Genomic DNA, 26610 nt, shown 5'->3' on the forward strand with positions numbered 1-26610 from the left:
GCCGGCGTGATGTCCGAGCAGCCCGCGGCACTCCAACTGCGCCTGCTGCAGACGGTGGTGGCGGTCGCGGCGGAGAAGAACTCGACCCTCGTCCTCCCCTTCCCGGTGGAGCTGCTGCGCTTCCTGGAGCGGGCGCAGCCCCAGCAAGGACCGCAGGCGCCCGACCAACTACCGCAGGCGGTCGAGAAGACTCCAGGACCGGCGCCCGTCGAGCGGGCCGAGCCACCGGAGGTCGAGGAAGCCGTGCCGCAGGAGGCCGAGGAGACTCCAGGACCGGCGCCGGTCGAGCGGGCCGAGCCACCGGAGGTACAGGAGGCCGCGCCGGCGGAGGCCGAGGAGGCCCTGCCACCGACGGTCGAGGGGACCCGGCCACCGACGGTCGAGTCAGCCGTGCCACGTCCGCCCGTGCCACCGACGGTCGAGCCGGCCGTGCCACGGGCGGACGAGCGGCCGACGCCTCCGCTGCCCATGAGTCCAGGAGCGACGGGTGACACGTACTGCGTGGGCGACACGCTGGCTCCGCCGTCGCCGCGCGAGCGTACGGGTCAGGACGGAGACGGCGGGTGAGTCCGCCGCCAGGGGTGCGACGATGTCGACCCACGGGTCGCGGATCGGGCGGATCGGGCGGTACGTGGCGGTGCGGTCCCGCAGCACGCGGCACCAGGGCTGCGACGGAGTCGATGACGATGAGGTCGAGCGCTCGATGAAGCAGATCGGCCGGGCCTCGGAGCCGCCACCGCCCCGCCCGCGCAGCGCCCTCCCCGCCCCGCCCGCGCAGGGTGCCGCCGCCGGCGAAACCGAGGCCGACCCTGACGACGGGGATGACGGTGACGCCTTCACGGGTGACCACCCTGCCGAAGTCGGCGCTGACGGACACCCGCCCGCCGAGCACCTCCAGCTGACGGTGCCTATCAGGCGCCGTAGCGCGTAGTCGGCATGATCCGCCGGACAGGCCCTAATTCCCTCGCCCGCCGGAACACCCCCTGCTACGGTGACGACCATGAAGCGTGCCGCTGTGTACACGACGACGTCGGAGAGTGTCCCGGCGCGCTGACTGCTGACTCAAGTCCGAAGCCCCGGGGCGAGTGCCCCGGGGCTTCGCCGTACGGTCACTCGCCCTTTCCCCCAGCGAAGCGAGGAGACCGTCATGACCACCCCGCACGACCACCGCCGACTCGGCCGTGAACTGGACCTGTTCGACACCGATCCCCTGATGGGCGCGGGGCTGCCGTACTGGCTGCCCGACGGCGCCGCCGTTCGCCACGCGCTGGAGGACTACGTCCGTGAGGCCGAGCGGCGGGCGGGCTATCAGCACGTGCACTCACCGGTGTTGGGCAAACGGGAGCTGTACGAGATCTCCGGGCACTGGTCGCACTACAGCGAGGACATGTTCCCGCCGATGGAACTCGGTGGCGAGCAGGTGGTGTTGCGCCCGAGCCTGTGTCCCCACCACGCCCTCATCTACCGCTCCCGCTCCCACAGTTATCGCGAACTGCCGTTTCGGATGGCCGAGTTGGGCGGCATGTTCCGCTCCGAGCTGTCCGGCGTTCTCGGCGGGCTCACCCGCGTGCGCGCCATCCAGCTCAATGACGCGCACATCTTCTGCACCGTGGACCAGGTCGCCGAAGAGGCTTACGCGGCACTGGAGTTGATCCGCCGGGCATACGACGCGATGGGTATCCGCGCGGCCCGTTTCCGGCTCTCGCTGCCCGGCGCGGGCGGGAAGTACGTCGCGGCCCCCGAGCTGTGGCGACGCTCGACCGGGCTGCTCCGTGAGGTCCTCGACCGTTCCGGGGTGGCGTACGACGCCGTGGCGGGCGAGGCCGCGTTCTACGGACCCAAGATCGACGTCCAGATCGCCGACCCGGCCGGCCGGGAGTCCACCCTGTCCACCGTGCAGGTCGACTTCCACCAGCCCGAACGGTTCGACCTGCGCTACGTCGGCGCCGACGGGGCGAAGCACCGGCCGGTCATGGTCCACCGCAGCGTCATCGGCAGCCTGGAGCGGGCCGTCGCCCACCTCATCGAGGCGCACGGCGGCGCCTTTCCGCCCTGGCTCGCCCCCGTCCAGCTGGTGGCCCTGCCCGTCTCCGACGCCGAGGTCGAACAGGCCGAGGGGCTCGTACGGCGCTGCCTCGACCAGGGCCTGAGGGCACGGCTCGCCGGCCCGGAGCAGGGCACCCTGAGCGCCCGTGTCCGCGCCGCCCGCCTGGTCCCGTACCAGGCGGTGATCGGCGCCAGAGAGGCGGCCGCCGACCTGGTCGCCGTGCGCCTGCGCGACGGCCGCCACCTCGACCCGGGGCCCACCGAGGAGGCGCTGCGCCGCATCGCATCGCTCATCCACGCGCACAGCACCGACCTGATCGGCCGGTAGCGGCCCCCGGTCTCCCGTCGCACCATCGAGGGACACGGCCGGAAGGGGTACACGGTGGCCAAGAAGGGCGACGGGGGACGAGGCGGCAGCCAGAAGAAGGGCGAGGCGCCCGCACGGCTGCGGGAAGTGTTGCGCGTCCCGGGCGGCTCGGGTGTCGACCTCTCCTCCTACGACGCGAAGGCCACGCCCGCCGGTCCGCGCGACAAGGCCGCCGGTCTTGCCGCCACCGCCCACATGGGCGAACACCTCGCCGACCTGCAGGAACGCCTGTGGGCCGCGAGCACGGCGGGTGACCGCCGCCGCGTCCTCCTGGTCCTCCAAGGCATGGACACCAGCGGCAAGGGCGGCACGGTCAAGCACGTCATCGGGCTGTTCAATCCTTCGGGCTGCCGCATCACGGCCTTCAAGGCGCCGACCCACGAGGAGCGGCAGCACTCCTTCCTCTGGCGGATCAGTCGGGCACTGCCCGAGCCAGGCGAGATCGGCATCTTCGACCGTTCGCACTACGAGGACGTCCTGGTCGCCCGTGTCCGCGCACTGGCCCCGCGCAAGGAGATCGCCCGCCGCTACGGCAAGATCAACCGCTTCGAGAAGTCCCTCGCCGACGACGGCGTCACCGTCGTGAAGGTCTTCCTGCACATCTCGTACGACCAGCAGCGCCGCCGCCTCCTCAAACGCCTCGACAACGCCGACAAGCACTGGAAATTCAACCCCGGCGACATCGAGGACCGCGCGCTGTGGCCCGCGTACCAGAAGGCGTACCAGATCGCCCTTGACCGCTGTTCCACACCTGAGGCGCCATGGTTCCTGATCCCGGCCGACCGCAAGTGGTACCGGAACTGGGCGGTCAGCAAGCTGCTCCTGGAGCACCTTGAGGCGCTCGATCCGCGCTATCCGAAGGCCGAGTTCGACGTGGAGGAGAGCCGCGCGCGCCTACTGCAGGGCTCCTGACCCGCAGATATATAAGCCCTCCGCAGAGAGCGCGACTTTCCTGGAGCGGGATGAAGGGCTCCGGGATCGGTGGAGGCTCCAGGCGCAGGACGGCCCGATCGCCGCGGTGACGGCTGAGCTGCCGACGGCGGTGAGGGTTCTCGTCGAGCTGTCGGGTCGGCAATCCAGGGCGTGACCGAACGAGCAGCCGGTCGACTTCAGTGAATCCGAGGGAGTCCTAGACCCTCCTCCCCACCGCTCTTGACCGCGCCTGTCACGGGTTGATCGGTTCGCGCATCGGGGTAGTGAGCGTGCATGGATGAGATCCTGGTCGAAGAGGACTTCGCGCATATTGACGGCCGCGACATGAACGTCATCCTCGACCTCCTCGACGAGCTGAACCTCAAAGCCGAGCCCACCGCACCACGCAGCAGCGGCAGGGACCGCCGTTGGGAGCTGACCATGTACTGGCAGCCGGCGGGATCAATCCCGGAGAGTACCGAGGCGGGACTACCCCACACGGTCGCCAAGATCAGGGACCACTTCGTCAGCGCCGGGAAGCGCCCGCCATCGAGGGTCGCCGTCTACGGTCGGGATGGATTGGCGCTCTGGACCTTCCAACTGGACGCCCCGTAGGCGATCGGTCATGGGACGGAGTGTTCCCCGTGCGGATAAGTGCGGGCTGGGACCGGATCTCCCCTCACTGGACACCCGTCGAACTCGTCCGCTGACCCGACGTGACGACCGACGCGGCGTAGTTGCGGCGGGTGCCGTGCGGGCGTTAGCTGGAAGTGTCCGGCGGTGAAGCGAGAGCGCCCGGGGCCGTGGGCACAGACCCGTCGGCTCGCGCCTCCTTGTGTGCCCCGGTAACGGCCCGTCCGCCGCCGTCATCCGACGATTGACGCGGAGGTGACCCAGGTGAAAGCCGTCGTCTATGAGAAGCCCTTCAGCGTGGCTGTGAGGGACGTCGACGATCCCCAGATCCAGCACCCCAACGACGTGCTCGTGAGGGTTACGTCGACCGCGATCTGCGGGTCCGATCTGCACATGTACGAGGGCCGCACGGCGGCTCAGTCGGGCATCGTCTTCGGACACGAGAACCTCGGCATAGTCGAGGAGGTCGGTTCGGGCGTGACCTCCCTTTCCAAGGGCGACCGCGTCGTGATGCCGTTCAACGTCGCCTGCGGATTCTGCAAGAACTGCCTTGCCGGAAAGACCGGTTTCTGCCTCACGGTCAATCCCGGCTTCGCGGGCGGAGCCTACGGATACGTGGCGATGGGCCCGTACACCGGTGGCCAGGCAGAGCGGCTGCGGGTGCCGTACGCCGATTTCAACTGCTTGAAGCTGCCGCCGGGCGACGAGTTCGAGAGCGACTTCATTCTGCTCGCCGACATCTTCCCGACCGGTTACCACGGATGCGAACTCGCCCAGTTGTCCCCCGGCGAGAGCGTGGCCGTATTCGGCGCCGGACCGGTGGGACTGATGGCCGCCTACTCCGCGCTGCTGCGCGGAGCGTCGAAGGTGTTCTCCGTCGACCGAGTGCCGGAACGGCTCGCCAAGGCGGAGGAGATCGGGGCGATTCCCATCGACTTCACCCAGGGCGACCCGACCGAGCAGATCAAGGAACAGACGGGAGGAGAAGGAACCGACAAGGGTGTGGACGCCGTCGGGTACCAGGCCCAGTCGCACGACGCCAGCCACGAGGAACCCGCCGTCGTTCTCAACACGCTCGTCGAGACCGTACGGCCGACCGGCATGCTGGGCATACCGGGGCTGTACGTGCCCGCCGACCCGGGCGGCCCCGATGAGCACGCCAAGCACGGCCAGCTGCTGGTCTCCATCGGCCGGATGTTCGAGAAGGGCCAGCAGATGGGCACCGGCCAGTGCAACGTCAAGCGGTACAACCGCCAGCTGCGTGACCTGATCATCGCGGGCCGCGCCAAGCCCAGTTTCGTGGTCTCTCACGAGCTGCCGCTGGACCAGGCGCCGCAGGCGTACGAGAAGTTCGACAAGCGGATCGAGGGCTACACCAAGGTGGTACTGCATCCCGGTCACGCACTCGCGGCCTGAGGAAAGGGTCCGGGCACGCAAGTGCCCGGACCCGTTACCCGCAAACTCCGCGTGCCCACCGCCGCGTGCCCACCGCCGCGTGCCCACCGCCGCGTGCCCACCGCCGCGTCCCCGCCGAACCCGCCCGTCGACCGGGCAGGCAAGCAGCTAAGCGGGTGACTTCGGTGCCGTAATCGTCCGACGCATGCCCGTGTTAGGCAGATAATCTTACTTATCCGGATATTTTCGTCCGGTGATCATTCCAGTACGACGATTCGCCGCCACTTGCTCTCTGTGCGCCCTCGGCGTCACGCTCGCCGCCTGCGGGACCGCAAGCACCCCGCACACCGCCCACCAAGGGCACTCCGCGCCGGCCACCGGCAGTGCCGCGCCCTCGCGGCCTCCCACGCTCGCCCCCGGCCCAGCCGGGATGACTCCCGTCTTCACGAACGGCCCGCGTACCCAGGGCAATACCGTCGCGCTGACCTTCGACGCGGACATGACCGCGGACCAGGGGCCGCGGGCGGCGGCCGGGGAGCATTTTGACAATCCGCAGCTGATCGCGACGCTGCGCGGCTTCAAGGTGCCGGCGACCGTGTTCATGACGGGGCGGTGGGCCGACGAGTACCCGAAGGAGGCCAGGGACCTCGGGCGCGACCCGCTGTTCGAGGTCGCCAACCATTCCTACAGCCACTACGCCTTCACGGACGACTGCTACGGGCTGCCGATCGTGCCCGAGGACAAGATGCGCTCGGACGTGGAGCGGGCGTACACCGCCTTCAAGAAGGCGGGAATCCGAGATGCGATGCCGTACTTCCGCTTTCCGGGCGGGTGTTACGACCAGCGGGCGCTGCGGACGCTGAGCGCGGTCGGGGTGACCGCCGTGCAGTGGGACGTGGTGAGCGGGGACGCGTTCGCCACGGACGCCGACGCCGTGGCCCAGCAGGTGCTGGAGGGCGTGAAGCCCGGCTCCGTGGTCGTCATGCACTGCACCCGCAGTGCCGCCCCGGTGACTGAGAAGGCCCTGCGGACGATCGTGCCGGAGCTGCGTAAGAAGGGGTTCCGGTTCGTGAAGGTGTCCGAGCTGATCGGGGCCGCGGGCGGCCGGCACTGAGCCTCGTACGCTGGAGTCATGAGCGACGACTACTGCACGATCACCGCGAGCACGCCGCCCAAGGCCGACGGGCCGCCGTACGCGGAGTGCGTGCTGTGCCAAAAGCCCACCGAATACCCGGAGTCGTACAAGGGGATCACGCTGTGCCCCGTGTGCGAGTGGCAGGAGGCCCAGCGCACGGCTTGCTCGGGCTGAGGCGCGCCAAGCGCGGCTCCCGGCTCCCCGCCGCCGGCGCGACGCGCGGACCGCAGCGCGCAAGGCCCGGCCGACGCGGCGCGCGGCTTGCTCGGACCGACCGAGCCGGAGCGCGACGGCCGCTCGGGCTCACCGCCCGGCCCGATCACGCCGACCGGCGAGCCGTGAGCGCGCAGGCCGCGGCGAGGGCGGCCGCAGCGAACAGGGCGGCGGCAGCCAGGGGCAGCAAGGGCGCGGGGACCGTGCCCGTCTGGGAGCCGGTGATCAGGTCGGTGAGTGCCGCGTGGGCCGGTGAGCCCGTCACCACCAGCGCCAGAAGCGCCGCGAGCAGCATCGCGGGGACCGCGCGGCCCGGCGAGCGCAGCAGCGGCCAGGTCGTGAGCGCGCCGACGGCCGTGCCGAGCAGGGCGCAGACGAGCGCCGCCAGCAGCCCGGCGCCGCCCGCCGCGAGCACCGGCACCCGCTTGTGGTGATCCGTGCTCGTCGGATCGCTGATCACCGTGACGACCAGCGTCGCCGCCGCCCCGATGAGCACGGCCGCCCCGAGAGCGACGGCCAGACAGGCCAGGTGCGCCCGCCCGGGCCCGACCGCAGCGCCCACACAACCGCGTGCGGCGGGCGGCTCGTTGGTCGCGCAGATCCGTACCAGCCAGGCCCCGACGGGCAGGACGGCCGCGGCCGAGTAGCCGAGCGAGTCGAGCACCGGCTGCCCGCTCTGCACACCGATCGCGAGGAAGGCCGCGTACAGGATGAAGGGAGGCAACCAGCGCTGCGAGCGCAGCAGAAGGGCGGTCTGGTAGCGGAGGAGAGCGATCATCGGCGGGGCCCTTCGGGCTGGGGCGCGCGCTCGCGCGAGGACGGGAGCTGCGGCGCCGGGAGCGGCGCTGAAGAGTCGGAGACCGGTACACCCGGCACCGAGCGGGGCACGGAAGACTCCGAAACCGGTGCGCCCGAGGCCGAACGAGACACGGAAGACCCCGAAACCGGTACACCCGACACCGAACGAGACACGGAAGACCCCGAAACCGGTGCGTCCGAGGCCGAACGAGACACGGAAAACCCCGAAGCCGGTGCGTCCGAGGCCGAGCGGGGCGCCGAAGACTCCGAGACCAGTGCACCCGACACCGAGCGGGGCGCCGAAGACTCCCAGACCGCTGCGTCCGGGGCCGAGGGGAGCGAGTCGGCGGCGGCGCTCGGGGCGGCCGTGCCCCGCTTGTCGTCGTCCGTCGCGCCGCGTGGCCTGCCGGCCCGCGCCACCGCCACCACATGCCACGGCGGCCGTGCGCCCAGCAGCGACCTCAGCAGTACGTCCGAGTGGGACTCGGGCGTTGTGAAGCGCGTCGTCCCCGCCGTGGTCCGCTCCACGGACGTCGAGGGCCCCACCACGTCGTCCGGAGGCTCCGCGTCCGGTGGGCCGACGGCCTCGACGACGACGTGCGGGCCGCTCGGTGCGGCCGAAGTGCGATACCGCGTACGGAGATTGAGCGTGCCGTCGACGACGGCGTACGTCGCGTCCGGCGCCCCCGCCAGCCGCCGCGGGTCGTGGTCGACGAAGACCACGGCCCCGCCGGCGGCGGTGCGTTCCGCGACGGCGCGTTCCAGCTCGGCGCGGGCGGCGGTGTCGAGGCCGGTCCAGGCCTCGTCGAGGACGAGGATCTCCGGCTCGGCGAGCAGGGCCTGGGCGACGGCGACCTTCTGGCTGCTGCCCTTGGACAGCTCCGCCATGGGCGTACGGGCGTACGCGGCCGCGCCGAGCCGCTCCAGCCACTCGGCGGCGGCGCCGGCGGCAGCCGTACGGGACAGGCCGTGGACCGCGCCGAGGTGGGTGAGGTACCCGGACGCGGTGAAGGGGAGCGCGGCGGGGAAGCGCTCGGGCACATAGGCCGTGCGCGGGCGCCCCGTGATCCGGCCCTCGGTCGGCGCCTCAATCCCGGCGAGGAGGCGCAGCAGCGTTGATTTTCCCGTGCCGTTGGCCCCCTCGACGCGGGTGAGGGTGCCGGATGCCAGGGTGAGGTCGATGCCGCGCAGCACCCAGGGACCGCGCACCCCGTAGCGGCGGCCGACGCCCTCCAGCCGTAGATCGTCTCGCATGGGGACCATCCTCGCCCGGGCGGACGGGCGCCCGCAGAAGAACGGATCTTCCGCCTGGCAGACTGGAGGGCGTGAGCAGCGACCCGACCTCCGCCGACGACAGCCCTTTCCGTTCCGAGCGCATCGCGCGCGACGAGGCACCGCAGTTCGTGCTGCCCCTGGTCGCGCGCATCGAGAAGGCCGCTCCCCCGGCGCGCACCGACGCGCTGGAGACGGCGGCCCGTGCCGTGCTGACCATCCTCAGCGACGAGCGCTCCCTCGGGGACGGGGAGTGGGCGCAGGCGATGCGGGACTGGCAGGACGCCCGGATCCGCAAGGTCGTACGGCGGGCGCGCGGCGCCGAATGGCGGCGGGCCGAGGCGCTGCCCGGCATCACGGTGACCGGGAAGTCCGCCGAGGTGCGCGTCTTCCCGCCGGTCCCGCTGGACGGCTGGCCCAAGGACCTGGCCAGACTCCAGGTCTCCGGCACGGACCTGGACGACCCGGAGCCTCCGGTGGACGCAGATCCGAGCGCGCCGGTGCTGTGGCTCAACCCCCACCTCGACATGTCGGCGGGCAAGACCATGGCGCAGGTGGGCCACGGAGCCCAACTGGCCTGGTGGGAGCTGTCGGACGAGGAACGCACGGCTTGGCGGGACGCGGGCTTCGCACTCACCGTGCGCACCGCGGAGCCGGCTCACTGGCGTGAACTCACCTCGGGCGGCGTGCCGTTGGTCCGCGACGCGGGGTTCACGGAGATCGCGCCCGGGACGACTGTCGCGGTAGAGGGGCACGGCCGTGTCGGTTCCCTGCCGCGCCTGCGGCGGTGGGGCGGGGATGAGTCCGGTGCCGGTGAGGCAGCCGTCGAGCCCCTCGAAAATGAGGTATCGGAGCTGTCGTAGGGCCGCCGGACGGTGGCGATGTCAGGCGCGCGAACAGCGATTTTAATCCTGCGACGCCCGTCCGCCTCGTCACTACCCTGTCCGCATGAACTCAGCCGATCTCGCAGCCCTCGTCGCCGACAGTGTGCGCGCCGCGATTTCCTCCGCGGGCATCGCGGCGGATCCGCCCGCGTCCGTCCGGGTCGAGCGTCCCCGACACCGCGACCACGGGGACTACGCGAGCAACGTCGCGCTGCAGCTCGCCAAGTCCGCCGGACGGCCCGCGCGCGAGATCGCTGAGGCGCTGGTGCCCTACGTCAACGCCGCCCCCGGGGTGCGCCGCGTGGAGGTCGCGGGACCCGGCTTCCTCAACATCACACTCGAGCCGGCCGCCAAGGGCATCCTGGCCCAGAGGATCGTCCAGGCCGACGCCACGTACGGCCGCACGGACCGGCTCGCCGGGCTACGGCTCAATCTGGAGTTCGTGTCCGCCAACCCCACCGGGCCGGTGCACATCGGCGGCGCTCGGTGGGCGGCGGTGGGCGATGCGCTGGCCCGGCTGCTCGAAGCCGCGGGCGCGCAGGTGACCCGGGAGTACTACTTCAACGACGCCGGAACCCAAATCGCCCGGTTCGCCCAGTCGCTGCTCGCCACCGCCCAAGGCGCCCCCGCGCCCGAGGACGGCTACAGCGGCGCGTACATCCAGGACATCGCGGACGAGGTGCTCAAGCGGCGGCCGGACGTCCTTGAGCTGCCCCACGCCGAGGCCCTCAGCGTCTTCAGCGACGTGGGCACGGGTCTGATGTTCCAGGAGATCAAGGCCTCACTGGCCGGCTTCGGCACGCGCTTCGACGTGTACTTCAACGAGAAGGACCTGCATGACGCGGGTGAACTCGACGCTGCCGTGGCTCGGCTGCGCAAGGGCGGCCATGTCTATGAGGCGCAGGGCGCGGTGTGGCTGCGCACCACCGACTTCGGGGACGACAAGGACCGGGTGCTGGTCAAGAGCGACGGCGGCTGGACGTACTTCACCGCCGACTGCGCGTACTACCTGAACAAGCGGCAACGGGGTTTCGAGAGGGTCGTGATCATGCTCGGCGCCGACCACGCCGGCTACGTCGGCCGGATGCGGGCCATGGCAGCCTGCTTCGGCGACGACCCCGACCTCAATCTGGAGATCCTCATCGGCCAGCTGGTCAACCTCGTCCAGGACGGCCGGCCAGTGCGGATGAGCAAGCGGGCGGGCACGGTGCTCACTCTGGACGACCTGGTGGACGCGGTCGGGGTGGACGCCGCCCGGTACGGGCTCGCCCGAGCCAGCGTGGATGCCGCGATCGACCTCGACGTCGACCTGTTGACCCAGAAGTCGAACGACAACCCTGTCTATTACGCGCAGTACGCGCACGCCCGCCTGTGCGCCGTACAGCGCAAAGCCGCGGCGACCGGTGCCGATCGGGGCGGCCCCGAGGCATTCGACCCCGCACTTCTCGCACACGAGCGGGAGGACGACTTGCTCCGCATGCTGGGCGAGTTCCCTGGTGTCGTGTCGACCGCCGCGGAGTTGCGCGAGCCGCATCGGGTGGCCCACTACCTGGAGCAGCTGGCGGGTGCCTACCACCGGTTCTACGACAGCTGCCGGGTGCTGCCTCGCGACGGCGAGCAGGCCACCTCGCTGACCCGGGCCCGGCTGTGGCTGACCGAGGCCAGCCGGGTGGTTCTGCGCAATGGGCTGCACCTCCTCGGCGTCACCGCACCCGAACGCATGTGAGGCGCTGACGCGCCGGCCGGGTCGGACACCCGGAGGAAGCGCGGCGGCTGCTGGGCCGCGACCCGGACCAGTGGCCGCCGACGCGCTGGCGCCCCCGCGCCCACTGGATCGGTGTCCGCCGCCAAGACGTTTGAACAGCGCAGCCGTCCCGTACGTACCTCCTGGCACTGGCCAAGTAACGGTTCCCAACGACCAGTTGGTTTGCCTCGGGAGGCTCATTTGCGGCGCGTCAACGGTACCGCCCTCGTCATCGCGGCACTCGTCGCCACTGTAGGAGCGCTCGCGTTCCCCGTGTGGTCGTACGCCGACCGTTCCGGCACGGGCGCGGCCAACCTCGCCGCCGGGACGGTGAACACCCGCTGGGGTCCGCTGTCCGCCTCCGACCGCGACTTGATCGTACGGGTGCGGCTGGCCGGTCTCTGGGAGCTGCCGGCCGGTCAGCAGGCGATCGAGCGGGCCCCCACCAAGGCGATCAAGGAGGCGGGCGATCACCTGATCGTCGGGCACACCGACCTCGACAAGCGGGTGCGGATCGTGGCGGCCCAGCTCAATGTGGAGCTGCCGAACCAGCCGAACGAGCAGCAGCAGGGCTGGCTGCGGGAGCTGAGCGCGGCGTCGGGCAGGGAGTACGAGCGGAAGTTCGCGAACCTGCTGAGGGCCGCGCACGGCAAGATCTTTCCGGCGATCGGCGCGGTCCGCAACAGCACCCGCAACACCTTGGTGCGCCAGCTGGCCTCGGACGCCAACCTGACCGTGCTCGACCACATCACGATGCTGGAGAAGACCGGGGAGGTCGACTTCGACGCCATCGCCAACGACACGGCCGCACTGTCGACCGCCAGCCCGACCGGCCCCCCGGCGCCGACCCTCGGGGCGCCGACGGCCTCCGCACCGCCCGTCACACCGGGCAACGGCATCGACGTGTCGTCGAGCCCGTCGGCGCTGCCGCCGGGTGAGGTCAACACCAGCCGGCCGGAGCCGACCGATTCGGACAACGTGCTCCAGTAGCGCGACTCCCGAACCTCAAATGTTGCTCTGAACGTCCCCTCTTATGGGTTCGGCCCCCGGTCCCGGGGCCATGACTTCGTCACGCCGGAAGACGGGCCGTCGTAAGGAGACGACACGCAGGGTCTGTTCGGGTTCGTGACGCAGGAGGGGACCATGAAGCAGCTGAGTCGGCTGGGGACGGGAATCGGGTGGCGGCCGGAGATCGCCGAGGCCGTGGAGCGCATGCCCGGCATCGACTGGGTCGAGGCCGTGGCGGAGAACGTGTGCCCCGGGCAGCTCCCCGAGTCGCTGCTGCGGCTGCGCGAGCGCGGCGTCACGGTGGTACCGCACGGTGTCTCGCTCGGCCTCGGCGGCGCGGAGAGGCCCGACGAGTCGCGCCTCGCCTCGCTCGCCGAGCGGGCCGAGGCGCTGGGCTCGCCGCTCGTCACGGAGCACATCGCGTTCGTCCGGGCGGGCGGGCCGCTCACCGCGTCGCCGCCGCTGGAGGCGGGACACCTGCTGCCGGTCCCGCGCACCCGGGACGCGCTGGACGTTCTGTGCGAGAACATCCGCATCGCGCAGGCCGCGCTCCCCGTGCCCCTCGCGGTGGAGAACATCGCCGCGCTGATCTCCTGGCCCGGCGAGGAGATGACCGAAGGCCAATTCCTCTACGACCTGGTCGACCGCACCGGCGTACGGCTGCTCATCGACGTCGCCAACCTCCACACGAACCATGTCAACCGCGGCGAGGACCCGGCCAAGGCCCTCGCGGAACTCCCCCTCGAGGCCATCGCCTACGTCCATGTCGCCGGCGGCTTCGAACGCGACGGCGTCTGGCACGACAGCCACGCCCACCCGGTCCCCCGGCCCGTCCTCGACATCCTCGCCGACCTCGCCTCCCGCGTGACTCCACCGGGCGTCCTCCTCGAGCGGGACGAGAACTTCCCCGAGCCGCAGGAGCTGGAGCGGGAGCTGGCGGCGATCCGGGAGACGGTGGCGGGGGCATCGGGCGGCTCGACGCCCGTGACCCCGCACGCGGAGATTTCCGGCTCCGGACAAGCCAGGGAGAAGGACACCGGCGCCGCCCGGCAACGGCTCGCGCTCGGGCAGGCCGCGCTGCTGTCCGCGCTCGTCGCGGGGACCCCCGTGCCCGAGGGCTTCGACCGGGTGCGGCTGGGGGTGCAGGCGCGGGCGCTCGCCGCCAAGCGGGCGGACGTGGTCGCGAAGGTGGCTCCGGAGCTGCCGGAGATCCTCGCGGACGGGTACCGGCCGGCGTTCCTCGCGTACGCGGGGCGGCATCCGATGACCGGGGGCTACCGGCGCGACGCCCTCGACTTCGCCGAGCAGCTGCTTCTCGCGGGGCTTCCGGAGGATGCCCAGGTGCGGCGGCTGCGCGACTGGTGGCTTGAGCGCTCGGGCCCGGCCCCGCTGTCGCGACGCCCCACGGCCCGCCTCGCCCGCGCCACCCGCCGGGCACTGTCGCGTCGCTGACTACGCGGGCGGCGGGCCCCGGCCGCCGCGGAGTGTGCCGGGGTTAACACCGCTCCCTATGAGAGCGATGTGAGCAGCGGTTTTCGTCGCGTTTCGCATGGAATGCCGTACGCACGAACTACCGTATCCGGCGCTTTCCACCCACCACTCAAACCCTTCTTCGGGTACGGCAGTTGGCGTAGCGCCCGCAGTAATATGCCAACCCGCACCCGAAGCGCACTAGCGTGCGGTGCCGCAACAGGAGGCACCATGCGATCCATCAACCGCACCGGATTGGTCAGTGGGACAGGGCTCATCGTCACGGGCCTCACGGCGACCCTCGTCGCACTGGTCTTTCCGATCTGGTCGTACGCGGACCGCTCCGGGACCGGCCTGGACACCCTGAACGCGCAGACCGTTTCGACCCAGTTCGGACCGTTGTCGGCCCTGGACCGGGAGTTCATCACCAAGGTCCGGCTGGCCGGGCTCTGGGAGCTGCCCGCCGGCCAGCAGGCCCAGGAGCGCGGCACCACCCAGGCCGTACGGACGGCCGGTGAGCACCTCGTCGAGGGCCACACGTTCCTGGACTCCCGTGTCCGCAATGTCGCGGCCCGGCTCGGCCTGGAGCTGCCCGACCAGCCCAACCCGCAGCAGCGCCAGTGGCTGGCCACGCTCGACGCGGCGCACGGCACGGAATACGACCGCGACTTCGCGAACATCCTGCGCAAGGCCCACGGGAAGGTTTTCTCGGTGGTCGCCCAGGTCCGCGCCGGCACCCGCAACTCGCTCGTACGCGACCTCGCCGACGACGCGAACACCACCGTGCTCGACCACATCAAGGTTCTGGAAGCCACCGGATACGTCGACTTCGACGCCCTCGCCCAGGACGCGGCCACCGCGAGCCCGCCGCCCCTCACCAACTCCCCGGCCCCACCTGGCCCGACGCAGGACCCGGACTCCCCGGTCCCGGTGACTGACTCGCCGGGCTACCCGCTCCCGCCGGCCGCCTCGCGCCCCGAGGCCTCCTCGACTCCTTAGCCCCACAGGAGCCTCACGAGAGAAAGCGGAACGTCACATACCGACAACGCTCCGTCCATATAGTGAACAAACCATGGCGCCCGCCCGGCCCTTCGCATAGAAAAATGCCATGTTCTGGGTCCTTCTCCTGCTCCTCGCCTGGGCCGCGGCCGGCACCTCCTGCACCCGGCTGTGCCTGGCCGCCGTGCGCGCGGCGGCCGTTGACGCGGAGGCGGCGCGCGGGCACGACCTCACGCTGTACGAGGCGGCGTTCCTGTCCGGCGGCCCGGCCCGGGTCGCCGATCTGACCCTGGTCTCGATGGCCCGCCAGCGCCGGCTGCTGCTCGCGCACACCGGCTGGGCCACCGTCGTGGACCCGCGCGGACGCGACGAGATGGAGCGCTCCGTCATAGGAGCCATCGGCCCGGAGGGCCAGTCCCGGATAGCGCCGGTACGGGCGACCACGGCCGCTGCCGAGTCCGTACGCGGGCTCGCCGACCGGCTGGTCGCCGCGGGCCTCGCCGTCCCCGACGGCGCCCGCACCACCGTCGCCGGCGCCGTCCGCCAGGTCCAGGCCGCGGCGGCGGCCGTCGTCGCGCTGGGCGCCGCGGCCCTGCTGCTGCCCGCCCAGACCACCGGGAACGCGGTCCCGGTCGCCGTCTGGTTCACGCTCCCGCTCGTCCTCACGCTCAGCTGCCTCGCCATCGCCCGGATCGAGGTGCACCCGTACACACGCTGGGCATCCCCGGCCGGCCAACGGCTGCTCGGCACCCTCGCCCGGCACACCGACGACGCCGCCGACGACCGCAGGTACCTCACCTCCGTCGCCGTACGCGGCATCCGCGCGATCGGCGAACCGGACCTGCGCGCGGCCTTCACCCACCGCGACCGCAGCACCAAGGGCCAGTAGCCCGCGAGGGGGGCTGAGGGGCGCCCGAGGGGGCGCATCGGAGTCATTGGGGCCGACACCGGCGGCATGTGCTTTACTTCGCCAACCGTCGAACGAAACATCCCTTTTGTCGCTGCCGTGCGCTGAAGGGATACGCGATGAGAGCTGCCGTCCTCTATGGAACCGCAGGGTCCTTGCTCCTGACCGCCCTCGTCGCCGCTCCGTCGGGCGCCGAACCGATCTGGCCGGATCCGGTCGGCTCCGCCGAGACGCTCGGCACCGCCGTGGCCGCCCAGCGTGCCGAGGCGGCGGGCATCCACTTCGGCCACTGCGCGAAAGAGCAGAACATGCCGCGCCGCCTCCAGTGCGGCACGGTCACGGTGCCCCTCGACTACGCCCGCCCCGACGGCCGGCAGATCAAGCTGACCGTCAGCCGCGTCAAGGCCACCGGCAAGGACACGAAGAACTCGAAGCACAAGGTGCCGAGGCAGGGCGCCCTCGTCTACAACCCCGGCGGCCCGGGCGCCTCCGGCATGCACTTCCCGCTGATCGGCTCCCTCCCCCAGTGGAAGCGCATCGCGGCGGCCTACGACCTCGTCGGCTACGCCCCGCGCGGCGTCGACCGCTCCGCCCGGCTGTCCTGCGAGGATCCCAAGCGCTTTCTGAGGGGGCCCTCCCAGTCGCCGACCTCCCCCTCGGAGTCGTACAAGAAGGAGCGCATCGCGGAGGCGAAGGCGTACGCGCGCGGCTGCGCCCGGCGCTCGGGAAGCGCCCTGCGCCACTACAACTCGCTCAACAACGCCCGCGACCTGGACGTACTGCGCGCCGCGCTCGGCGAGCGGCAGCTGACCTTCATGGGCGCCTCGTACGGGACCTACTTCGGTGCCCTGTACGCCACGCTCTTCCCCTCGCACGTACGCCGGATGGTCTTCGACTCGGCGGTGAACCCCGAGCCCGACCAGATCTGGTACCGCAACAACCTCGACCAGTCGGTCGCGTTCGAGGGCCGCTGGGCGGACTACCGCACGTGGATCGCCAAGCACGACAAGGTGTACGGGCTCGGTGCCACGCCCGAAGAGGTGCTGCGCAGCTACGAGAAGGCGCGGGCGCAGCTCGCCGCCTCACCCGCGGGCCGCAAGGTGGGGCCGGGGCAGTTGCAGAGCGCGTTCCTGGAGGCCGGCTACTACGACGACTACTGGCCGCAGCGGGCCCTGGCGCTGTCCGCCTTTCTCAAGGGCGACCCCAAGCCGCTGATCAAGATCGCCGGTCCGCATCCGGAGGCAGCCGCGGAGGCGGAGAACAGCAACGCGGTGTACACGGCCGTCGAGTGCAACGACGCGCCGTGGCCGACCGACTGGCGCACCTGGGACCGCGACAACACGCGGCTGGCGCGCGTGGCGCCGTTCGAGACCTGGGACAACGTGTGGATGAACCTGCCGTGCGCGTACTGGCCCGCGCCGCGGCAGCGGCCCCTCGACGTACGGACGCTGCCCGGGGCGCTGCCGCCGACCCTGATCCTGGCGGCCGACCGGGACGCGGCCACTCCCTACGACGGGGCCCTGGAGTTGCGGCGGCGGCTGTACGGCTCGGTACTGGTGACCGAGGAGGACGCCGGAACGCACGGCATCGCGGGCGGGCCCAACCGCTGTGTCAACGGCTACCTCGACGCGTATCTGCTGGAGGGCCGGCTCCCCGAGCGGCGCGCGGTGTGCGCGCCGCACGCGGAGCCCGAGCCGGCGGCGTCCGGCGGGCGTACGAAGGCTCCGCAGGCCGCCAAGGGACCGGAGAGCGCGAAGAGCTCCGCGCACTCGGAGAACTCGAAGAGCGTCCGGCAGGCGCCCTGATCGGGGTTGATCAGGCGAGGTCCGCGATCAGTTCGCCGATTTCCTTCCTGCGCCCGGTGTAGAACGGGACCTCCTCGCGGACGTGCATCCGGGCCTCGGAGGCGCGCAGGTGGCGCATGAGGTCGACGATGCGGTACAGCTCGTCGGCCTCGAAGGCGAGGATCCACTCGTAGTCGCCGAGCGAGAACGAGGCGACCGTGTTGGCGCGTACGTCCGGGTAGCCGCGGGCCATCTTGCCGTGGTCGGCGAGCATGCGGCGGCGGTCCTCGTCGGGCAGCAGGTACCAGTCGTAGGAGCGCACGAACGGGTAGACGCTGATGTAGTTCCGCGGCGTCTCGTCGGCGAGGAACGCCGGGATGTGCGCGCGGTTGAACTCGGCGGGCCGGTGCAGCGCCATGTTCGACCAGACCGGCTCCAGGGCACGGCCCAGCCTGGTGCGCCGGAAGAGGTTGTATGCCTCCTGGAGCTGGTCGGCGCTCTCGGCGTGCCACCAGATCATGAGGTCGGCGTCGGCGCGCAGGCCCGACATGTCGTACGTACCGCGAACGGTGACGTCCTTCGCGGCGAGCTGGTCGAAGAGCTCCTGGACCTCGTCGGCGTAGCCCGCGCGGTCCTCGGGGAGCACGTCCTTCAGCTTGAAGACGGACCACAGCGTGTAGCGGATGACCTCGTTGAGGTCCTTGGCCAGCTTGCCCTTGTTCGGGATCCTGCCGGACTCGGTGGTGGGGGCGTCGTCACTCATGAGGCTATTCTCCCGCTCCGCCGTGCAAGCTCTGCACCGGGTTGGCCCTCAGCGCATCCAGGCCGCCGCTGTCGCCGCCGAGCCGGTCCACGGCGGCGTACGCGCTCGCGATGCAGGCGGGGATGCCGACCCCGTCGTATGCCGCGCCGCACACGGCGAGGCCCGGGAGCTTGGCGACGTGCTCCCGGACGCGGGCCACGCGCGCGTGGTGCCCGACGGGGTACTGCGGCAGCCCGTCGTCCCACCGCGTCACCCTGGTCGCCACGGGGTCGGCGTCGAGACCGGTCGCCTCCCGCAGGTCGTGCTGGGACACCTTCACGAGGTCGGCGTCCTCTCGAGCGAGCACCTCCGTCTCGCCGTACCGCCCGACGGAGGTGCGCAGCACCAGCAGGCCGGGGTTCTCCTCGGCGATCCAGCCCCACTTCTGGGAGGCGAAGGTGGACGCCTTGATGGTGTGCCCGTCGACCGGCGGCACCAGAAAACCGCTCCCTTCGGGGAGGGCGATGTCAGGGCCGCGGTAGGCAAGGGTGACGAGCGCCATGGACGCGTACTCCACGGCGGCCAGCTCCACCGCGGCGGTGGGCGCCTCGGCACGCAGCAGCGCCGCGGCCACCGGGGCGGGCACCGCGAGGACGACGGCATCGGCGTGCAGGACGCGGCCTTCGGCGACCACGCGCCAGCCCGTGTGCGGATGCGCCGCCCGGGAAGGTGTCGCGGACAGCGGGCTGTCGCCGCCCGGGACCCCGGGGCCGCCGTCGGACGGGCGTTCGCCCCTTGCCGAAGGGCCGTCCACGCCCTCGGCTCTGCGCAGCTCCTTCACCGGCAGCCCGGTCAGGATCTCGCCGCCGCGAGACCTCACCGATTCCGCGACCGCGAGCGGTAGTTGGCCCACTCCGCCCTCGATGCCCATGAACACCGGGCCGGTCTGCTGGGCCGTGGCTGCCTTGGTCTGGATCTCGCGGACCGCCGCCGTGAGGGAGGTGTGGGTGCGGGCGGCGGCGAAGAGCTGGGGGATGGCCAGGCGCATGGAGATGCGGTAGGCGTCGCCCGCGTAGACACCTCCGAGGAGGGGCTCGACGAGGCGGTCGACGACCTCGCGGCCGAGGCGGGCCGCCACATACTCCCCCACCGCCACGTCGTCGCCCACCTCCGTGGGGGGCAGCTCCGCGTCACGCTCGATGCGGCGCAGGCCCTCCTCGGAGAGGACGCCTGCGAGGGCGGACGCACTGCCGGGGACGCCCATGACGTGGCCCTTGGGCATGGGGCGCAGGGCGCCGCGCGTCCAGAGGGAGGCCGTCGCGGTGGCGGGCGGCTGCAGACGCCCGGCGAGGCCGACCTCGCGGGCGAGAGCCACCGCCTCGGGGCGGCGCGCGAGCATCGACTCGGCGCCCAGATCCACCCGGGCGCCCGCGATCTCGCCGGGCAGCAGCTTGCCGCCGACCCGGTCCGACGCCTCCACCACGGTGACGCGCGCGCCGCGGCCCAGCAGCCGGTGGGCGGCGGCCAGACCCGCGATCCCGCCGCCGATGACCACGACGTGTCCGGTACCCGTACGAGTGTCCTCTTCGCGCATGCCTCCACCTTCTCAGACCCCTCTGACACTCCCACCAGGAGTCCGGTGTCCCCTACGAGTCCCGACCGTGACCGCATCGCGACCGGATCGGGCCAACCTCCGAACCCGCCCGGGCGTCGAAGGAGCGTCAAGTCGACACGACCCTCGGGGGGTAGACCCACATGCGCACACGACGTTCCCTACGACCGGTTCAGGCCCTGGCCGGAATCCTCCTCGCCGCCGCCCTGGCGTTGGCGGGGTGCAGCGGCGCAGGCGACTCGGCGTCCAGCGACTCGGGCGGTGGCTCCAACGACAAGGCGGCCGCCCCGAAGGCGGACCCCGGCGCCGCGGGCAGCGGCGCATCGAGCGGCTCCAAGGCCATTGCGCCGCCCAAGGTCACCGCGAGCCGCATCATCCGCACCGCCTCCTTGACCGTTCAGGTCAAGGACGTGCCCAAGGCCTTGGACGACGCCCGCACCACCGCCGAGGACGCGGGCGGCTACGTCGGCAACGAGACCACCACCCGCGACGAGCTGGGCCACGAGCGGACCCGCGTCGTCCTGCGCGTGCCCACCGAGCGGTACGACCAGGTGCTCGCCGACCTGGAGGGCACGGGCAAGGTCGTCGAGCGGGCGGCCAAGGCGCAGGACGTCACCGACCAGGTCGTGGACGTGGAGAGCCGGATCAAGTCCCAGCGCGCCAGCGTGGCCCGGGTCCGCGAACTGATGGACCGGGCGACCAAGCTCAGCGATGTGGTCACTCTGGAAGGGGAGTTGAGCAGCCGTGAGTCCGACCTGGAGGCGCTGCTCGCCCAGCAGGCGTCCCTGAAGGACCGCACCAGCCTCGCCACGATCACCCTCTCGCTGTCCGAGACCCCGGTGAAGAAGGCCGAGAAGCGGGACGAGGACCCCGGCTTCGTGGACGCGCTCACGGGTGGTTGGCATGTGTTGGTGACGATGCTGCGCTGGCTCGCGCTGGCGCTCGGCGCGGTGCTCCCGTTCGCGGTGGGTGCGGCGCTGATCGTCCTGGTGTGGCTGCGACTGGTCCGGCCCCGGCTGCCGCGCCGCCCGGCCCCGGCCGCCACGGGACCGGCTCCGGTGGCCCCGCCCGTGCGCGGGGAGGGCGCGCAGGGTGGTGAGGACGACTGACCTGCCGGGCCCCCGTAGCGTGTTCGTATGAGCATAAGCCGTACGAGCGGGACTGGCAGGGCGATGGAGCGACTGGTCGTGATCGGCGGTGACGCGGCGGGCATGTCCGCCGCGTCACAGGCGCGCCGGCTGCGGGGGCCGGACGAGCTGGAGATCGTGGCGTTCGAACGCGGCCACTTCACCTCCTACTCGGCGTGCGGCATCCCGTACTGGGTGGGCGGCGAGGTCCCCGAGCGCGACCGGTTGATCGCGCGGACGCCCGAGGAGCACCGAGAACGCGCTATCGACCTGCGGATGCGCACGGAGGTCACGGAGATCGACGTCACCGGCACCCGGGTGCGCTCCCGGGACCTCGAAACGGGAGCCGAGGCGTGGACGTCGTACGACAAACTCGTGATCGCGACCGGCGCGCGCCCGATCCGCCCCGATCTGCCGGGCGCCGACGCGCCGGGCGTGCACGGCGTGCAGACCCTGGACGACGGCCAGGCCCTGCTGGACACGCTGGCGGCGACGAAGGCCCGCCGCGCGGTGGTCGTGGGCGCCGGCTACATCGGCGTGGAGATGGCCGAGGCGCTCATCAACCGCGGGTACGAGGTGACGGTCGTCAACCGTGGCAAGGAGCCCATGTCCACGCTCGACCCGGACATGGGCCGGCTGGTGCACACGGCCATGGAGGGCATGGGCATCACCATGGTCGACGACGCCGAGGTCACCAAGCTCCTCACCGGCGAGGACGGCCGGGTCTGCGCGGTCGCCACGGAGGATGCCGAGTACCCGGCGGACGTGGTCGTGCTCGGCATCGGCGTGCACCCCGAGACGACGCTCGCCAGGGCCGCCGGACTGCCCCTCGGCGAGCACGGCGGACTGCTCACCGACCTGGCGATGCGGGTGCGCGGCCACGAGAACATCTGGGCGGGCGGCGACTGCGTCGAGGTGCTCGACCTGGTCTCGGGGCGCGAGCGGCACATCGCGCTGGGCACGCACGCCAACAAGCACGGGCAGGTCATCGGCTCCAACGTGGGCGGCGGATACGCCACGTTCCCGGGAGTCGTCGGTACGGCGGTCAGCAAGGTCTGCGAACTGGAGATCGCCCGCACCGGCCTGCGCGAGAAGGACGCGCGCCGGGCGGGCCTCCAGTTCGAGACCGTCACCATCGAGTCGACGAGCCGCGCGGGCTACTACCCGAACGCCGCCCTCATGACGGTGAAGATGCTCGCCGAGCGCCGCACGGGGCGGCTGCTCGGCGTGCAGATCGTCGGCCGCGAAGGTGCGGCGAAGCGGGTCGACATCGCCGCGGTGGCGCTGACCGCGGGCATGACGGTCGAACAGATGACAGCCCTGGACCTCGGCTACGCACCGCCGTTCTCCCCGGTCTGGGACCCGATCCTGGTGGCGGCCCGCAAAGCAGTCACGAAGATGCGGGCGAGCGCCCCGTAAGAGGCGCGGGGAACCGCGCGACCAGCCATGAACGCCCCGCGGTCAACAGCCGACCGCGAGTCCCGCGGCGCGCCTACGCGGATTCGTGCCCGGCGGTCCCGTTGATCCGGTCGATGGCCTGACGCGCCTGCTCGGCGGGCGGCCGCGCGGGCAGCGAGGAGACGGACGCCGGCGCGGCGACCGCGGGCGGTGACTGCGCCGGCTTCGCGTGAGCCGCCGGCCTGGCGGACCGCAGCCGATGGCTGACGGCCTCGTCGAGCGTCACCGGCCGCTGCATCCGCGCCGCGAGCCGGCCCGCCTCCTGGCCGAGCGCGGCGACGTCCTCCCAGGGCAGGTGGAGCACCAGGGCGACCTCCGCCTCACCGTCGGGCAGAGCGTGCATCGCAGGAGTAACTCGGTCGTTCATCGCCTGTGTCCTCACGTCTTCCTCGCGTCGCGTCTTCGTCGCGGCGCGGGCGGTTGAGGAGACATACGCACGGGGGCGCGGAGGCGTTCACCGAAGCGGGGCACCACTGGTGGCGCGGATTCGTCGAGCGCATCGCGGGCACTACTTCCTTGTGGTCATTCCCGTCCATGACGTGAACCCGTTGCGTCGTACGCCCTATGTGACGTACGCGTTGATCGCCGCGAACGTCCTGGTGTTCCTCTTCACGCCCGGCCTCGCGGGGTCGGTGGCAGGCGAGAGCGGGCTGTCGCAGCTGTGTCATCTGCAGGCGTTCCTGGAGCACTACGCCGCCGTGCCGCAGGAGTTGATCCACGACCAGATGCCGCGCCTCGTGCCGACGGGTGACGTCGGTGTCGGGGCGCATGGGCCGGGCTGTGTGGTCGCGCCCCCGCACTACGACAAGTCGCCGCCGCTTTCGGTGTTCACGGCGATGTTCCTGCACGGGAGCTGGCTGCACCTGCTGGGCAACATGCTGTTCCTGCTGATCTTCGGCAACAACATCGAGGACCGCCTGGGGCATGTGCGGTTCACACTCTTCTACATCGTATGCGGCTACGCGGCCGCCTACGGCTTCGCCCTCGCGAACCCTAACTCGAGCGACCCCCTGATCGGCGCCTCCGGGGCGATCGCCGGAGTGCTCGGCGCATACCTGGTGCTGTACCCGAAGGCCCGCGTGTGGGTCCTCGTGCCGTTCCTGATCTTCCTGCCGCTGCGGCTGCCCGCCTGGCTCGTGCTGGGCTTCTGGTTCGCGCTCCAGGCGCTGTACTCCTCCGGCGAGGGCGTCTCCACCGCGGGCACCGTGGCGTACGCGGCGCATGTCGTCGGCTTCGTGGTCGGCATGCTGCTCGCCTGGCCACTGCGCCCTGGCACCCCGCCGCCGCCGGAACCACGTGGCCTGCAGTGGGGAAGGCGGGCGCGGCCGAGCTGGTGAGGACACCAGGGCAGACCTGGGCAGGAGAGCTCGGAAGGGCCGGCGACGGCCCAGTGAGCACCAGGACGGTGAATCTGGCTGAGGACGAGGCGGGAAGCCTTAACTACCGCACTCAAATTTGCGATTGCAAGAGCGCCGGGTGCGGTCCTGGCCGGACAGATTCGCCTTCGGCGGTGCGGGCCCGCTGGCCCCAGCTCACCCCAGGTGGCCACGCACCGCCGCAAGCGTTCAGTCACCAGTAGTGACGGCGACCGCCGACACTGTGTCCGACGGACCCGAGGATCCACAGGACGAGTCCGATGACTACGAGGATGATGCCGATCGTCCAAAGAATGCTGATGCCCGTGACAAAACCGATCACGAGCAGAATGACGCCGAGGACAAGCATTGCGACCTCCCGCAATGAACCCCCCTCGTCCATCCCTGTACCACTACACGGCGACTCCTAACGCGGGTTGCGGGAACCGCGTTGTCAGTGACCGCCCGTGCAGTGGGTTCATCCATCCGCGCTGCATAGCTGCTCGCGCTCACCCCGCTCTCGTTCGTGATGCAGGCAGGAGCAGGACGTTCGACGCGGAGTTTGTCGGGTTCGCGATCGTTGAATCGAGCCGGGCCCTCGCCGTCTCCGGCGCGTCGGACTCCACCGGGCTGATCGGCGACAACGGGACTACCGTGGTGGCGCATGAGGACCTGGTTGCCCCTGGATGCCGTGCCCCGACTCGCCGGCGCCGTGGTCCTTGGAGCCGCGGTCGGCGTGGCCGTCGGGCTGCCGACCGACGGGGGCCTGGGCGTGCTGGCCGGGATCGCCGCGACGGAAACGTGCTTCGTTCTGGCGGGTTGGGCAGTGCTGTGGCCGATGGACGCCACGGCCACCCACCGCAATGCGCGGCGTGAGGACTTCCGGCCCGTCACCGAGGAACTCGTGGTGGTCGCGGTGGCTCTGTGCGGACTGTTCGCCATCGTGCTGCTGCTCCTGCACGGCAAGTCCGACAACGGCCACGCCGCGGCCGCGACCGCCCTGTGCGGGGTCTTCGTGGCCTGGGCCGCGCTGCACCTGATGTACGCCACCCGCTACGCCTGCGTGTACTACGAGGCCGCGGGCGGGATCGACTTCAATTCGCACCACCCGCCGGCGTACCGGGATTTCTTCTACTTCAGTTACAACCTCGGCATGACCTATCAGGTGTCCGACACTGACGTCTCGAGCTCGACGATCCGCGCGATCGTGCTACGGCACGCACTGCTGTCCTACGTCTTCGGCACCGGCATTCTCGCCACCGCCATCAACCTCGTCGTGGGAATCGTCAGCGGCTGACGGCACTCAACAGGCCACCCAGTCCCGGGAGCCTTCCCGCGCATATCTGGTCCGTCAACAGGGAGACGTCACCGGACTCGGGGAGCGCCGCACCGATCCGCATCCGGCCACTCAGGCCGGTGCGCAGGGCACCGACCACGTCCTAGAGGGCGTCGCGGTCGGCCACGATGCGCTGCGCCTGCACCACGATGCGCTCGCCCCTGGCGCGAGCCCCGTCTCTGCCCCGTCACGCCTCGTTCTCGCGCGTTTTCTCCCGGGACGAAGCAGGATGGCAAGAGGGACCGACCGTCCCGCACACGACGGATACTTCCGCATCTCATGAGGAGGCCCACTCGTGATTGAGTCGCAGGCCGTGATCGCCCCGCCGGCCAGAGCAACCGTGTTTCTCGTGGTCGCTATCACGCCAGGCCACGAGGAGACGGTTCGCGGTCTGTTGGAAGACGTCTCAGGCCTGCGGCGTTCGGTCGCCTTCCGCGCACCCGACGACGAGCTCAGCTGCGTCGTCGGCATCGGATCGGCGGCCTGGGACCGGCTGTTCAGCGGGCCGCGCCCACAGGAACTGCATCCGTTCGTGGAGTTGGCCGGTGAGCGTCACCGGGCCCCCTCCACGCCGGGAGACCTCTTGTTCCACGTGCGTGCCCGCCGCATGGACCTGTGTTTCGAACTGGCCCGGCTGATCGCGGAACGGCTGAGCGGCGCGGTCACGGTGGTCGACGAAGTACATGCCTTCAAGTACTTCGATGAGCGCGACCTGCTCGGCTTCGTCGACGGCAGCGAGAACCCTGAAGGACGGCTCGCGGCCGAAGCCGTGTTCATCGGCGACGAGGACCCCGCTTTCAAGGGGGGCGGCTACGTGATCATCCAGAAGTACCTGCACGACCTGACGGCATGGAACGCCCTGCCGACGAACGAGCAGGAGAACGTCATCGGGCGGACGAAGCTGGCCAACGTCGAACTCCCCGACGACGTCAAGCCCGCCGACTCCCATGTAGCACTCAACATCATCACCGACGAGGACGGCACCGAACGCAAGATCGTGCGGGAGAACATGCCGTTCGGCACCGTCGGAGAGGGCGAGTTCGGCACGTTCTTCATCGGCTACGCCCGTACCCCGGACGTGACCGAGGAGATGCTGAGGAACATGTTCCTCGGCGACCGTCCGGGCGTGCACGATCGCATCCTCGACTTCTCGACCGCGATCACCGGATGCCTGTTCCACGTGCCGACCGTCACCTTTCTCGACGACCCTCCCGCCGCTCCCGGCGGCACGGCGAAGGCAGCGGACGACTCACTGGGAATCGGCAGCCTCAAGGAAGTCTGATCGACCCGAAGCGCCTCACCAAGAGCAGGATCCGTACCGCGTCCCCGGCCGGCGGAAGATCCGGACCCGTGTGCATGACCGCTACCGCGCGTGCGGGATCGTGATGCGACTGAGCGGCCGTCGCGACGCGG

24 protein-coding genes and 3 pseudogenes are annotated in these 26610 nt (G+C 71.1%); 20 read left to right on the forward strand and 7 right to left on the reverse strand.

Annotation, left to right across the window (positions count from 1 at the left end):
• The 8 genes and pseudogenes from AB0D27_RS23580 to AB0D27_RS23615 all read left to right on the forward strand — a co-directional run.
• Positions 1-567, forward strand: a pseudogene (locus tag AB0D27_RS23580) (hypothetical protein); the annotation flags it as partial.
• 22 nt (positions 568-589) lie between these two features.
• The gene (locus tag AB0D27_RS23585; protein ID WP_362512030.1) at positions 590-931 is read left to right on the forward strand and encodes a hypothetical protein; all 342 of its coding nucleotides are present in this window, start codon (positions 590-592) and stop codon (positions 929-931) included.
• A 216-nt stretch (positions 932-1147) separates the two neighbouring features.
• Positions 1148-2374, forward strand: coding sequence for a threonine--tRNA ligase (gene thrS, locus AB0D27_RS23590; protein ID WP_362512033.1), 1227 nt, complete (start codon positions 1148-1150; stop codon positions 2372-2374).
• A gap of 117 nt (positions 2375-2491) precedes the next feature.
• The gene (locus AB0D27_RS23595; protein WP_362512188.1) at positions 2492-3325 is read left to right on the forward strand and encodes a PPK2 family polyphosphate kinase; all 834 of its coding nucleotides are present in this window, start codon (positions 2492-2494) and stop codon (positions 3323-3325) included.
• A 294-nt stretch (positions 3326-3619) separates the two neighbouring features.
• On the forward strand, positions 3620-3940 hold the full coding sequence (locus AB0D27_RS23600; RefSeq protein ID WP_362512036.1) for a hypothetical protein: 321 nt from the start codon (positions 3620-3622) through the stop codon (positions 3938-3940).
• Positions 3941-4222: 282 nt separating this feature from the next.
• Complete coding sequence (locus AB0D27_RS23605) at positions 4223-5374, forward strand: glutathione-independent formaldehyde dehydrogenase (protein ID WP_362512191.1); 1152 nt, start codon at positions 4223-4225, stop codon at positions 5372-5374.
• Positions 5375-5606: 232 nt separating this feature from the next.
• Positions 5607-6467 carry a polysaccharide deacetylase family protein gene (locus AB0D27_RS23610; RefSeq protein ID WP_362512039.1) on the forward strand — a complete coding sequence of 287 codons (861 nt, stop codon included), beginning with the start codon at positions 5607-5609 and terminating at the stop codon, positions 6465-6467.
• A gap of 18 nt (positions 6468-6485) precedes the next feature.
• The gene (locus AB0D27_RS23615) at positions 6486-6662 is read left to right on the forward strand and encodes a hypothetical protein (protein ID WP_362512042.1); all 177 of its coding nucleotides are present in this window, start codon (positions 6486-6488) and stop codon (positions 6660-6662) included.
• A 145-nt stretch (positions 6663-6807) separates the two neighbouring features.
• Here the strand turns inward: AB0D27_RS23615 and AB0D27_RS23620 are convergent, their stop codons facing one another.
• Positions 6808-7479: an ABC transporter gene (locus AB0D27_RS23620; protein WP_362512045.1), complete on the reverse strand. Its 672-nt coding sequence runs from the start codon at positions 7477-7479 to the stop codon at positions 6808-6810.
• Between the two features lie 437 nt (positions 7480-7916).
• Positions 7917-8753: pseudogene (locus AB0D27_RS23625) on the reverse strand (ATP-binding cassette domain-containing protein); the annotation flags it as partial.
• A gap of 71 nt (positions 8754-8824) precedes the next feature.
• Here AB0D27_RS23625 and AB0D27_RS23630 point away from each other — a divergent pair.
• The 7 genes from AB0D27_RS23630 to AB0D27_RS23660 all read left to right on the forward strand — a co-directional run bounded on the left by AB0D27_RS23630 (position 8825) and on the right by AB0D27_RS23660 (position 17588).
• On the forward strand, positions 8825-9634 hold the full coding sequence (locus AB0D27_RS23630; RefSeq protein WP_362512048.1) for a peptidyl-tRNA hydrolase: 810 nt from the start codon (positions 8825-8827) through the stop codon (positions 9632-9634).
• Positions 9635-9719: 85 nt separating this feature from the next.
• Positions 9720-11381, forward strand: a complete 1662-nt coding sequence (gene argS / locus AB0D27_RS23635) for an arginine--tRNA ligase (RefSeq protein ID WP_362512051.1) — start codon at positions 9720-9722, stop codon at positions 11379-11381.
• A gap of 219 nt (positions 11382-11600) precedes the next feature.
• On the forward strand, positions 11601-12389 hold the full coding sequence (locus tag AB0D27_RS23640; protein ID WP_362512053.1) for a DUF4142 domain-containing protein: 789 nt from the start codon (positions 11601-11603) through the stop codon (positions 12387-12389).
• Between the two features lie 153 nt (positions 12390-12542).
• Positions 12543-13859 (forward strand): DUF692 domain-containing protein, encoded by a 1317-nt coding sequence (locus tag AB0D27_RS23645; protein WP_362512056.1) that lies wholly within the window; start codon positions 12543-12545, stop codon positions 13857-13859.
• Positions 13860-14108: 249 nt separating this feature from the next.
• On the forward strand, positions 14109-14876 hold the full coding sequence (locus AB0D27_RS23650) for a DUF4142 domain-containing protein (RefSeq protein ID WP_362512059.1): 768 nt from the start codon (positions 14109-14111) through the stop codon (positions 14874-14876).
• 109 nt (positions 14877-14985) lie between these two features.
• The gene (locus tag AB0D27_RS23655; RefSeq protein WP_362512062.1) at positions 14986-15765 is read left to right on the forward strand and encodes a TIGR04222 domain-containing membrane protein; all 780 of its coding nucleotides are present in this window, start codon (positions 14986-14988) and stop codon (positions 15763-15765) included.
• 137 nt (positions 15766-15902) lie between these two features.
• Positions 15903-17588 (forward strand): alpha/beta hydrolase, encoded by a 1686-nt coding sequence (locus tag AB0D27_RS23660; protein WP_362512065.1) that lies wholly within the window; start codon positions 15903-15905, stop codon positions 17586-17588.
• A gap of 10 nt (positions 17589-17598) precedes the next feature.
• Here the strand turns inward: AB0D27_RS23660 and hemQ are convergent, their stop codons facing one another.
• Together hemQ and hemG are read right to left on the reverse strand one after the other, a co-directional pair.
• Complete coding sequence (hemQ, locus tag AB0D27_RS23665; RefSeq protein WP_362512068.1) at positions 17599-18330, reverse strand: hydrogen peroxide-dependent heme synthase; 732 nt, start codon at positions 18328-18330, stop codon at positions 17599-17601.
• 4 nt (positions 18331-18334) lie between these two features.
• Complete coding sequence (hemG, locus tag AB0D27_RS23670) at positions 18335-19903, reverse strand: protoporphyrinogen oxidase (RefSeq protein WP_362512070.1); 1569 nt, start codon at positions 19901-19903, stop codon at positions 18335-18337.
• Positions 19904-20064: 161 nt separating this feature from the next.
• Here hemG and AB0D27_RS23675 point away from each other — a divergent pair, with 161 nt between their 5' ends.
• Positions 20065-21030, forward strand: a complete 966-nt coding sequence (locus AB0D27_RS23675) for a DUF4349 domain-containing protein (RefSeq protein WP_362512072.1) — start codon at positions 20065-20067, stop codon at positions 21028-21030.
• Between the two features lie 27 nt (positions 21031-21057).
• The gene (locus AB0D27_RS23680; protein WP_362512074.1) at positions 21058-22467 is read left to right on the forward strand and encodes an FAD-dependent oxidoreductase; all 1410 of its coding nucleotides are present in this window, start codon (positions 21058-21060) and stop codon (positions 22465-22467) included.
• Positions 22468-22540: 73 nt separating this feature from the next.
• On the opposite strand, the gene AB0D27_RS23685 is transcribed toward AB0D27_RS23680, so the two are convergent.
• Positions 22541-22873, reverse strand: coding sequence for a hypothetical protein (locus tag AB0D27_RS23685; protein ID WP_362512077.1), 333 nt, complete (start codon positions 22871-22873; stop codon positions 22541-22543).
• Between the two features lie 151 nt (positions 22874-23024).
• Here AB0D27_RS23685 and AB0D27_RS23690 point away from each other — a divergent pair, with 151 nt between their 5' ends.
• The gene (locus AB0D27_RS23690; RefSeq protein WP_362512080.1) at positions 23025-23843 is read left to right on the forward strand and encodes a rhomboid family intramembrane serine protease; all 819 of its coding nucleotides are present in this window, start codon (positions 23025-23027) and stop codon (positions 23841-23843) included.
• Between the two features lie 232 nt (positions 23844-24075).
• Here AB0D27_RS23690 and AB0D27_RS23695 read toward each other — a convergent pair whose 3' ends face one another.
• Positions 24076-24231, reverse strand: coding sequence for a DUF6131 family protein (locus AB0D27_RS23695; RefSeq protein ID WP_362512083.1), 156 nt, complete (start codon positions 24229-24231; stop codon positions 24076-24078).
• A 294-nt stretch (positions 24232-24525) separates the two neighbouring features.
• Here AB0D27_RS23695 and AB0D27_RS23700 point away from each other — a divergent pair, with 294 nt between their 5' ends.
• Complete coding sequence (locus AB0D27_RS23700; RefSeq protein WP_362512086.1) at positions 24526-25158, forward strand: DUF1345 domain-containing protein; 633 nt, start codon at positions 24526-24528, stop codon at positions 25156-25158.
• A 52-nt stretch (positions 25159-25210) separates the two neighbouring features.
• Here the strand turns inward: AB0D27_RS23700 and AB0D27_RS23705 are convergent.
• A pseudogene (locus AB0D27_RS23705) lies at positions 25211-25357 on the reverse strand (LysR family transcriptional regulator); the annotation flags it as partial.
• A gap of 135 nt (positions 25358-25492) precedes the next feature.
• Here AB0D27_RS23705 and AB0D27_RS23710 point away from each other — a divergent pair.
• Positions 25493-26479 (forward strand): Dyp-type peroxidase, encoded by a 987-nt coding sequence (locus AB0D27_RS23710; RefSeq protein WP_362512089.1) that lies wholly within the window; start codon positions 25493-25495, stop codon positions 26477-26479.
• The last annotated feature ends 131 nt before the right edge of the window (positions 26480-26610 follow it).

Source organism: Streptomyces sp. NPDC048415 (genome assembly GCF_040651675.1).
In the GTDB taxonomy this organism is placed as follows: Bacteria; Actinomycetota; Actinomycetes; order Streptomycetales; family Streptomycetaceae; genus Streptomyces.

Bases quoted from the DNA above. Each gene is read 5' to 3' on its own strand.
- AB0D27_RS23585 (WP_362512030.1), top strand. From the start codon at position 590: ATGTCGACCCACGGGTCGCGGATCGGGCGGATCGGGCGGTACGTGGCG.
- thrS (WP_362512033.1), top strand. From the start codon at position 1,148: ATGACCACCCCGCACGACCACCGCCGACTCGGCCGTGAACTGGACCTG.
- AB0D27_RS23600 (WP_362512036.1), top strand. From the start codon at position 3,620: ATGGATGAGATCCTGGTCGAAGAGGACTTCGCGCATATTGACGGCCGC.
- AB0D27_RS23615 (WP_362512042.1), top strand. From the start codon at position 6,486: ATGAGCGACGACTACTGCACGATCACCGCGAGCACGCCGCCCAAGGCC.
- AB0D27_RS23620 (WP_362512045.1), bottom strand. From the start codon at position 7,479: ATGATCGCTCTCCTCCGCTACCAGACCGCCCTTCTGCTGCGCTCGCAG.
- argS (WP_362512051.1), top strand. From the start codon at position 9,720: ATGAACTCAGCCGATCTCGCAGCCCTCGTCGCCGACAGTGTGCGCGCC.
- AB0D27_RS23645 (WP_362512056.1), top strand. From the start codon at position 12,543: ATGAAGCAGCTGAGTCGGCTGGGGACGGGAATCGGGTGGCGGCCGGAG.
- AB0D27_RS23650 (WP_362512059.1), top strand. From the start codon at position 14,109: ATGCGATCCATCAACCGCACCGGATTGGTCAGTGGGACAGGGCTCATC.
- AB0D27_RS23655 (WP_362512062.1), top strand. From the start codon at position 14,986: ATGTTCTGGGTCCTTCTCCTGCTCCTCGCCTGGGCCGCGGCCGGCACC.
- AB0D27_RS23660 (WP_362512065.1), top strand. From the start codon at position 15,903: ATGAGAGCTGCCGTCCTCTATGGAACCGCAGGGTCCTTGCTCCTGACC.
- hemQ (WP_362512068.1), bottom strand. From the start codon at position 18,330: ATGAGTGACGACGCCCCCACCACCGAGTCCGGCAGGATCCCGAACAAG.
- hemG (WP_362512070.1), bottom strand. From the start codon at position 19,903: ATGCGCGAAGAGGACACTCGTACGGGTACCGGACACGTCGTGGTCATC.
- AB0D27_RS23675 (WP_362512072.1), top strand. From the start codon at position 20,065: ATGCGCACACGACGTTCCCTACGACCGGTTCAGGCCCTGGCCGGAATC.
- AB0D27_RS23680 (WP_362512074.1), top strand. From the start codon at position 21,058: ATGAGCATAAGCCGTACGAGCGGGACTGGCAGGGCGATGGAGCGACTG.
- AB0D27_RS23685 (WP_362512077.1), bottom strand. From the start codon at position 22,873: ATGAACGACCGAGTTACTCCTGCGATGCACGCTCTGCCCGACGGTGAG.
- AB0D27_RS23695 (WP_362512083.1), bottom strand. From the start codon at position 24,231: ATGCTTGTCCTCGGCGTCATTCTGCTCGTGATCGGTTTTGTCACGGGC.
- AB0D27_RS23700 (WP_362512086.1), top strand. From the start codon at position 24,526: ATGAGGACCTGGTTGCCCCTGGATGCCGTGCCCCGACTCGCCGGCGCC.